Annotated in this window: 6 protein-coding genes and 1 pseudogene; 3 read left to right on the forward strand and 4 right to left on the reverse strand. The window is 41.8% G+C overall.

Translation table 11 applies throughout. From position 1 onward, the window contains the following. Window positions 1-448: 448 nt before the first annotated feature. Both NJD71_RS13130 and NJD71_RS13135 read right to left on the reverse strand, forming a co-directional pair. Entirely contained in the window at window positions 449-970 is a 522-nt protein-coding gene (locus NJD71_RS13130) for a hypothetical protein (RefSeq protein ID WP_319052362.1), read from the reverse strand. Window positions 971-1,022: 52 nt separating this feature from the next. Continuing rightward, a protein-coding gene (locus NJD71_RS13135; protein ID WP_319052363.1) for an IS3 family transposase occupies window positions 1,023-2,188 on the reverse strand; the annotation gives its coding sequence in 2 pieces (ribosomal slippage) (window positions 1,023-1,930 and window positions 1,930-2,188; 1,167 coding nt in all). Window positions 2,189-2,443: 255 nt separating this feature from the next. On the opposite strand from NJD71_RS13135, the gene NJD71_RS13140 reads away from it, so the two are divergent. Further along, window positions 2,444-3,388, forward strand: coding sequence for an Arc family DNA-binding protein (locus NJD71_RS13140; protein WP_057758737.1), 945 nt, complete (start codon window positions 2,444-2,446; stop codon window positions 3,386-3,388). Between the two features lie 106 nt (window positions 3,389-3,494). Beyond that, a pseudogene (locus NJD71_RS13145) lies at window positions 3,495-4,243 on the forward strand (IS5 family transposase). Between the two features lie 300 nt (window positions 4,244-4,543). Here the strand turns inward: NJD71_RS13145 and NJD71_RS13150 are convergent. Together NJD71_RS13150 and NJD71_RS13155 are read right to left on the reverse strand one after the other, a co-directional pair. After that, window positions 4,544-6,703 carry a cytochrome c biogenesis protein CcdA gene (locus tag NJD71_RS13150; RefSeq protein WP_057758740.1) on the reverse strand — a complete coding sequence of 720 codons (2,160 nt, stop codon included), beginning with the start codon at window positions 6,701-6,703 and terminating at the stop codon, window positions 4,544-4,546. A gap of 113 nt (window positions 6,704-6,816) precedes the next feature. Next, complete coding sequence (locus NJD71_RS13155) at window positions 6,817-7,698, reverse strand: IS982 family transposase (RefSeq protein ID WP_057758743.1); 882 nt, start codon at window positions 7,696-7,698, stop codon at window positions 6,817-6,819. Window positions 7,699-7,916: 218 nt separating this feature from the next. Between NJD71_RS13155 and NJD71_RS13160 the strand changes: the two genes are divergently transcribed. Then, window positions 7,917-8,042 (forward strand): transposase (locus tag NJD71_RS13160; protein WP_319052364.1); only part of this gene is annotated, 126 nt, incomplete at its 3' end.

Here is an 8,042-nt window from a genome sequence, read left to right on the forward strand (position 1 = left end):
TCATGCCCTCATCTAAGCTTTTTAAGACTTGTTTGCGATAATCTAGGGAGTAAGTCATGGTTATTTATTGTGGTAGTCGTTTAGTTGATTTATTTTATAACATTTTTGTGGTCAGGTGACTATATATCACTATTCAATTTTGACATAGAACATCCATTCATCTCACAATTCCAATTGAGAGTAAATACCTTCAAAAACTTAACTGCTGATTTGAATTTTTTGCCGTCGGTATTAATAGATGAGGATAGGTTCCGAATTTTAGTTCTAAAATTAATAGTTCTATGTGAATTGCTAGTAGCACTATAGTCCCAAATATCATCAGAGAATAATGATAAAGCATCTCCACTCTTGGAAAGCGTTACAATCAAACCAGATGATGGGTTTTCGATTAGGTCTTTAGATATTGGTTGTATCTCTTTAACGAGGGGTTCACGCATCATTGTCTTGGTCATAAACTTAAGCTTTTTCTGTTAGATTCTGAGGCTACAGTGAGAAAATTTATATGCTCATCCCAATACTCATTATAAATTTGCATTTTTATTTTTTGTTCAGCATCATCAACGAGTTCAATTACTCTATTATCTTTTCCTTTAAGAATATTGATAATCTCGTCAATTCTAAATAGTGATGGTTCTATAGAGAGAAGATGATATTCAGGATCATCACGAATCATAGAAGACTTTAGTAGAGCCTCCTTCAAACTTAATAGTTTATGTATATCTTCAAAATCTATATGAATTGCAAAAAATTCACAGAACAAACAACTTTCAAATGTAGCACAGGAAGGGTTGGGGGCTTCATTATTAAAGCCCAATGCCTTAACAGGATCATTATCTGATAGGTTAGAACAAGATCCTGCTGGTATTTTCTCCGTATCATAGTTAGTTGAAGTCTTGATAGATATAGTTTGTTCATTAGTTCGATTAGACCTAAGAACTGCGGTAATCATTTTTTCGTGATAATGATTCATCTCTATTGACCCCTGCCGTCAATCCCGTAGACATAAACTTGGGAGGTTTTAGTTACGCAGCCTGACGATAATAATCAAACCACACCTGTCTTGGCGCTCGATAGCCCAAGCCCTTTTGAATCCTAGTCTGATTATAATATAGCTCAATATAGCCAATAATATCGCTAATGGCTGCAAACCTCGTTTTATAATCTTGGTGATATACTAGCTCATTCTTCAATACGCCCCAGAAGCTCTCTATAGGTGCGTTGTCGAAACAATTGCCTTTGCCACTCATTGAGCCTATAAACAGACGCTGCTTGATGATCTTGTGGTAGGCATGGCTGCAATACTGGCTTCCTCTGTCAGAGTGAACAATTAGTCCCTTGCTTGGGCGTTTGTTCTTGATCGCCATATTAAGGGCACGGCAGACCAAATCTGCGGTCATGCGTTTGTTGATGGCATAGCCGACCAGCTCTTTGGTGTATAAGTCTTTCACTCCTGCTAAGTACAGCCAGCCCTCGGTTGTCCAGATATAGGTGATATCACTGACCCATGCTTCGTTAGGGCGGTTGACTTCAAACTGCTGATCTAATACGTTGTCATAAACCAGCTTGTTATGATCGGAGTCGGTGGTCACTTTAAAGCGCTTGTGGCGACGACATTTGATGCCATGCTCTTCTTTAATACGTCTGACCATGTATCGACTGATATTATACCCTTGTTCATTTAGATGCGCATGCAGACGCTCAAAGCCGTAGCGCTCCTTCGTTTCACTGTGTGCCGCTTTGACCAGTAGCTCAGACTGGTTACGATGTATCTGCTGAGCGCTGATGTCACGACCCAACCAATCGTAGTAACTTGAGGGCTTTACGCTCAGCACACGGCACATAGTGGTAATATTAAATATCTGCTGATTATCTTTGATAAAGGCGTACCTGATTAGCTGTGCTTGGCAAAGTACGCCGTCGCCTTTTTTAGAATGTCTCGTTCCTCCTCGGCAACTTTGAGTTGCCGTTTAAGGCGCTTATTCTCTTCTAGTACGGCTACGAGCTCAGGATCGTATTGCTCAGACCCTTTAAGCTTGCCTTGATTCGCTTTATTTTGCCAGTTCGATAAGGTTTGCATGGCGATGCCAAGCTGCTTTGCAGTCGCTGAAATATTACCCTTATTATCTACTATCTTCTTGACGGCTTCGGCTTTGAATTCGTCACTGTAGGTTCTTAATTTCTTGGTCATGGTAAACTCCTGTGAATACGCTTAGTTTACCAAGTTTAGCTCTACGGTTTCTTCAGCATAGCTCACTTTGCATCATTTATGGCAAAATTCTTAAGTTCTTTAGGTACCCGGACGTTCATCTGAACCTTCTGATTTGACATGTATTTACCTCTTTAGGGTTTGTTACATAATATGATAGCATTATGCTATCATTGCCGCAAGTTCCTTATGGTAATATTATTTGTTTTAAATTCAATATTCTATTTGGGCTTTAAAATGTCAAAAAATGTGCAGTTTAATTTAAGAATTCCTACTGAATTGAAAGCCCTGATCTCCGATGCCTCAAAAGTTAGTGGACGTTCAATTAATGCCGAGGCACAGTATCGACTAGAAAAATCTTTTGAAGGTCAAGAAGGAAGTTATATCGAAGCTATCGACGATTTAAAGAGTTTTTTTGATGCTCATTTACGTAGCGATCGCTTAAATCTACTATCTGGCAAACTAAATTTCCTCTTGAGTGAAGCTAAGGCAACTGATAGTTTTCATACCCCAAGTATTTCTAGAGTTGCTGAGGCCCTGGGATACAATAGTGTGGGCGTTACTGAGGATTGGTTTGAAGGGCGAAAAGAGCCATCGTTTAACGAATTAGAAAAATTAGCCACATACTTTGGATGCCAAAAGAATTGGCTCGTTCATGATGAAGGAAGGCCTTTCGCAAAAGAAACATTTGAGTTTGGTTATGATATTGAAGAGAATGCTAGAAGCTTATTAAAAGGTAATAATGAAGATGAGGTTAAGTTGGTCTGGTTTGCTCGGAACAATACTGAAAACGGTGAACTAGTTATTATCAAGCATTACGATAGTTGGCATGGTTTGGTTCTAGACTCTCGTGTGCATGTCAGTGACAAAGTAGGTATAGGTGGCTCTGAAGACAGAGCGCTCCTATCCTTAACATTAAAGTATCTTTGTAAGTACCATATCTCAAAGATCAGAGGAGCAATAGTTTCAGAACCAGACTTTAACGAATTAATTTGGGCCAAACAAAATCCGATCAAAGTAATTGATAAGTATCGTCACAATTCTTGGATTGAAGATATTTGGGATAGGTCAATGTATTCAAAGAAAGCTAATAGTTACTGGAAAGGATGGAGTGAGATGTGCATGTCTAATGAACTTTATATTAGTGGACATGAGATTTTATCTAAAATATCTATAAAGTAATTTGAGATAAAATAAGTATGCCATACTAGGGCGTGTCATCAATTAGCATAGATATTTCAGAATAAGCTATACTTAGATCGTATTTAGGAATTTGAGCTCAATGACTATGACAAGACGACATGCCCTACGTGATGACCAATGGGAGAGAATTAAAGACATTCTACCTGGTAAACCAAGTGACGTTGGTGTTACTGCAAAGGATAACCGCTTGTTCGTAGAAGCGGTTCTGTACCGTTACAAGACCGGCATACCTTGGCGTGACCTACCTGAACGCTTTGGCGACTTCAGAGTGATTCATACTCGTTTTAGTCGCTGGTCAAAAAAAGGCGTATGGAAGCAGGTTTTTAATCAACTCTCTGAACAATCCGATGACGAATATGCCATGCTAGATGCCACGATTGTTAAAGCCCACCAGCACAGTGCTGGAAAAAAAGGGATCAAGCCATTGGACGCAGCAAAGGTGGACTGAAGACTAAAATACATACTCGAACAGATGCATTAGGCAATCCTACTGGCTTTTATCTAACAGGTGGGGCAGCTCATGACCTGTGTGGCTCAGATGAATTGCTTGATGTCAGTATTAGCCAAACGTGGCTTGCCGATAAAGCTTACGATGCTGATGCCCGCGTTATTGAACCGATTAAAGCAGTGCAAGGTAATGCAGTTATACCATCTAAGTGTCATCGGCTGCAGCCAAGAGACTTCGATAAAGAGCTTTATAAAGCGAGGCACCTAATAGAGAACTTCTTTGCCAAGATTAAGCAGTATCGTGCGATTGCCACTCGCTATGATAAGTTAGCCAGTCATTTCCTTAGTGCCATTCACTTAGTTTCTTGTGTCGTTTGGCTTAATTGATGACACGCCCTAAAGAAAATCAATAAATATGGACGTGCAAGGTAGCCATTACTCGTGGTAATGCGCCTTTAGCAATGTTGCTTTATTGTAATGAAAATAAGGGCACTATACTAGCGTTATTGCGAGCAAATACTGATGTAAATAATAAGGTAAGTAGTAATAAATAATGCTAAACCAAGGATTTAGCGTCTATGTTAAAAAGGCTATTTAGTAAGATTGAAAAAGACAACGTCCTATTATCAAAGGACGTTGTCTTTTTAATGGGTAGAAATGATGTGGAATTTATCTACATTTAAACGATTAATTTAGCGCGGTTAAGGTTTGCTCAAACGCTGCGCGCCCGATTTCACCCACTTGCTGATTGACCAATTGCCCGTCTTGATAATACAGCAATGCTGGCGGACCAAATAGTTTATAACGCGCTAAGATTGCTTTTGAATCAGCCGTAGTCTCCGTGATATCAAGTCTGACCAATTGCCAATCTTGCATTTGCGCAGGGCGATTATGAAATAAGTTTTTCTCCATAATCCGGCATGCAATACACCATTCGGCGGTGACATCGACCAGCACTTTAGGATTGGCGGCGACAATGGCATCTAACTCAGCAAGCGTAGTAACAGTTTTATCTGTTGCATTACTCATGGCTGGTTGATCAGCAGTCGTCTGCATCACCGGCGCGGCGCTTAATGACGCGAGCGGATGCAAGCTGTCGTCATTGCCCAATGCGGCGCCGACGATTAAACACGTCGCCCAAATACCAGCGATTAAGCCTAGCGCTTGGGTCAGCATCCGACCTTTGCCTAGCCAGCTCCACGCCCACATCGCCACGACCATAAACCACAGCGCCCAAACCATCAGCATCACAGGCGAGATAAAGACGCGTTCAATTAATAACAATGCCACGGCAAAAAGCAACAAAGCAAAGCCCTGCTTGACCCAATTCATCCACTCGCCTGCTTTTGGCATGATTTTACCTTGGGTCGCGCCAATTAAGATAAGCGGCGCCGATAAACCAAAACCGAGCATAAATAAAGCGGCAAAGCCAAGGAGCGGACTTCCAATCGTTGATACAGCAAGCAGCGCCCCAAATAAGGGTGCCGAAACGCATGGCGATACCACGAGCGCCGATAAGAATCCCGCAATTAAACTGCCACCCGTACTACCAAGTTTGCTATCCCCCGCTTGGCTTAGACCCTGCATTTTACTACTGATAAATCTCGGCAGACGAATGCTAAATACGCCCAACATATAAAGGGCTAATAAGACAAAAACGATGGCAAACCCAATTAAAATAATCGGATTTTGTAGCCAACCGATAATGCCTAACGATTCGCCAAATACCGCAATGACCGCGCCTAAAATACCATAAGCGATGGCAACACCAATAGCGTAGCTGGTCGTTAAAATAACACCGCGTTTTACCGTTGGATTGTCTTCACGCGCGACGATATTGGCAACAATCGGTAGCATCGGTAACACGCATGGCGTCAATGCCAAGACCAACCCTGCCAAGAACAATAACACCAATGCCAACCACGGATGCGAAGCTAAGCCAAAAGGGTCACTATTAATGGCGTTATCAACGACAACGGTATTGTTTGTTGCAGTTGTAGCGCTATCGTTTGCTGGCATATTACTTGTGACATTGTCGCCTACAACTTCTTCATCGGCACCAGAGATGGTATTGCTAGTACCAAGCTCTGCATCTAATGCTTCATCATCTAACAAAGCGTAATCAATCACCTCGTCATCTGGCGTAGTTTGCTCTGTAGCAAGACGATCAGTATCAGTCGCCTCTGTAGATGCTTGCGCAGTTTCTGCATTGCTGTTATTGCTCGCAGAAACTGTAGCAGTGCTACTTGAACTATTGGCTGCCGATTGTGACGCAGCAATTTTGACCGTGGTTTTTATTTTCTCCGGTGGATAACAAAGTCCTGCTTTGGCACAGCCTTGCCAACCTATCGTTACAGCGGCATTATTTATCGCCTTGCCATTACTACTGCTCAAAACGGTGCTAGCAACCATATTGGCTTGGTCAAAGACCAATACTTGACCAAAGGTCGGATCATCTATGGAGATAGGCTTTTGGCTAAAGCTAAAAGGTGCAGCGCTCACGCCAGCAGGCAACGTTAGCTTAATTTGGTCTTTATAAACATAGTGCTCAGGCGTAATGTCAAAGTTAATGGCTAAGCGCGTGCCATTATTGACAGGTTTACTACTGCTACTGACCTGAAACGCTTCATCAACAGGCAAAAATTTCGGTTGGGTCGCGCTTTTATCACTGCTAAATAAATCGCCCAATCCTGCCGCTTGCGATGCCACTGGCACGGCCGTCAGCCCAGTCGCTGCTAGCCCTGTCAATAATGAACCCGCGCTGAAAGCGAACGCCAACAGATAAGATTTTTTCGACGATTTATTTTGCGTTAATGACGGAGACTTTTCTGCGCTCTTAAGGGACATGAAGGGCTACCTATTATTTCCAATATTCGAATTGACCAATTCACTGTCTGTATGGACTTGTCTATTTACAACCCCAGTTCGGGATAAGCCACATTATAACTCATTGATACTATTTACAATGTTGCTACCTGTCCCTGCTGAGGCATATTTTTGATGGTGGGTTTATAGGGAAACCAGCAATAAGCAATTAAACCTGACAGCAAGTTTGTGATAAACCCCGTGACACTACGATGGCGTGAATGCTCAATCTGACACAAGTTTTTAAGCTCCCCAAACACCGTTTCAACCAAAGAGCGATGATTGAGTAGTGCCTCATCCATAGGCTCAAGTAATTGGGGTTTCATATTACGCCGAAGTTTCGTTATCAGCCTAGTATCACTGTGTTTTGTGAGCCACGCGTTTAGTGCTTTACTGATGTATCCTCTATCACCAAACAGCTTACCAAATAACGGCGTTGCCATATCCTTAACAGGCACTCTGTCATCCGTATTACCCGCAGTGACTTTAACAGATACAAGCTCGCCCTTATGATTGATAATGGCGTGCAGCTTAAAGCCATAGAACCAGCCCATGCTGCTTTTGCCTCGGGTTGCAAGTCCCTTAAAGACTTTATGACGGTAGATACGCTTGTTATGACAAACTGCTATCTTGGTTGAATCAATATAGCTGATACCCGTACAGTCGCCCATCATGCTTTGCAAGTAGCTGCACAGTGGTATGATACTGCGCGGTATAAGCTCTATAAATCGCGAGTAGCTCGGCAGATTTGGAAACTCCCGTTTCATCATGCCAAGCATGTGATGGTAGTAAAACGCCTTAAACTGTCGATAACGTAATTGATGAAACAGTATCAAGATGGTCATAATCTCTGCTACACTTATCTGGCATGCTCTTAACCTTTGGTGTCCCGTTGCGATTAAATGAGCGTCAAACTCAGGTTTGAATTGCTGATAAAAGTCGTCAATATGGCAGTATAGTTCGGTTAGGTTGTCCATGTAAGAAGTCCTTGTTGTGAAGTTTGTCTTGGTAAACTTACTTTAGCAACTTCGGACTTCTTTTTTTATTTTTTTTTTGAGCCCTTATCCCGAACTGGGGTTATATTATATACAACATACTACAATATACTATTAAGGGATACAAAATCATGGTGAGCTATGCTGAAGAAACCGTAGAGATAAACTTGGTAAACTAAGCGTATTGACAGGAGTTTACCATGACCAAGAAAGTAAGAACCTACAGTGACGAATTTAAAGCCGAGGCCGTCAAGAAGATATCAGACAATAATGGCAATATCTCAGCCACTGCAAAGCAGCTTGGCATTGCCATGCAAACGCTATCA

It is taken from the genome of Psychrobacter sp. PP-21, assembly GCF_033790785.1.
Lineage (GTDB): Bacteria > Pseudomonadota > Gammaproteobacteria > Pseudomonadales > Moraxellaceae > Psychrobacter.